General features: G+C 69.1%; 1 protein-coding gene and 1 pseudogene. One reads left to right on the plus strand and one right to left on the minus strand.

All coding sequences use genetic code 11. From position 1 onward, the window contains the following. Positions 1–308, plus strand: a pseudogene (locus LQV45_RS32010) (DUF3071 domain-containing protein); the annotation flags it as partial. A gap of 95 nt (positions 309–403) precedes the next feature. On the opposite strand, the gene LQV45_RS32015 reads toward LQV45_RS32010, so the two are convergent. Further along, positions 404–1,459, minus strand: a 1,056-nt coding sequence (locus LQV45_RS32015) for an alkaline phosphatase family protein (protein ID WP_230011515.1), incomplete at its 5' end; no start/stop codon positions are given.

Here is a 1,459-nt window from a genome sequence, read left to right on the forward strand (position 1 = left end):
GCCTCGCACCGCGCCTCCCGGAGGAGGACGATGCCCTGAAACTGCACGACGGCGTCAGCACCGAGACCCGGGAAGTCACCATCGCGGCCTCGCAACTCCGCCCGGCCCCTAAGAGCGGCCCGACGGCGAGCCCGGGCCTGGATGAATTGATCGGCGGCGGAACGTCCCGGCGGCAGCACCGCGAGTCCCACGCCGCTGCCCGGAACGAAGCCGGAACGGACCAGCCCGAGCGCCAGCCGGCCAAGCCGAAGCGCTCCAGCGTTCCGAGCTGGGACGAAATCGTCTTCGGAACCCGCAACGACCAATAAGAGCCGGGCGCGCGTTTCCGGCAGGGATTTCAGTCCCGAATTTCAGGCAGGAAATTCAGGCAGGGATTTCAGTCCCGAATTTCAGGCTGGGAACGTCAGCCGCGGGGCGCTTTTTTACCGTCGGCCTGGAAATAGAGCAGCGGGACTTCCCGCTCGGCTTTCGTCAGGGAACCGTGCTGGCCCACGACCTCAAGGGCAGTGGGCCGGACCCTGCGGGTATCGTAAAGCGCCAGCGCGTCCCGGGCCGCGATCATGACGTCGCCGATCCGCAAGGCGGCCTCGGCCCTCACGTCGCCGAACAGGCCGCCCGCGATCGCTTCCTCACGGGTGAAGGCCCATATTCTGTCCCCGAAACGGGACCGCCAGTTGGCCAGCAGGCGGCCGCGGGCGGCGTCGTCCGTCCTATCCTCCAGGTAGAGGTGGACCATGCGCGGCTCTCCGGCGGTGTGCCGCACCCCGGCGAGCAGCGCCGGCTCCGCGGAGTAGTCGATCCGCTGCGATTCGGGCACGTCCACCATTCCGTGGTCCGCCGTCAGCAGCACCGTGGTGCCGGCCGGCAGGGTGGCGTTGAGCCGGCGCACCGTGGCATCAAGTTCTTCCAGCTGGTGCTCCCACTGGGCTGACTGGCAGCCGTGGCGGTGCCCGGCCTTGTCGAGCTCATTGACATAGAAGTACATCAGCGAGGGACCGGCGCCGGCCATGGCCTCGGCGGCCGCTTCGGTCCGGGCGTGCGACGTGGTTCCGGTGAGGAAGCGGCCTCCGCGGAGCGCGGCCTCGGTCATGGCCGAGGTGCTGAACTGCGGCAGGCTGACCGTCGTCACATCGACGTGTTCCGCGGCCCGTTCGAAAACGGTGGGGAACGGCTGCCACGTCCGCGGGTCCACGCCGGCGTCCCAGTTGCCCAGCATGTTCACTACCCGGTCCTGATCCGGATCCAGGACGTCATAGCCCACCATGCCGTGCTGGCCCGCCGACAGTCCGGTGCCGAAGCTGGCGAGGGATGCCGCGGTGGTGGACGGGAACGCCGAGTCCAGCGACACGGGCACCTGGCCCTGGCCGGCCTGCTGGACCGCACGCAGGAACGGGGTCTGGGCGCTCTTCTGCTTCAACAGGTTCCGGCCCAGCCCGTCGGCCAGCACCACACACACGCG

Source organism: Microbacterium sp. Bi128, assembly GCF_918698205.1.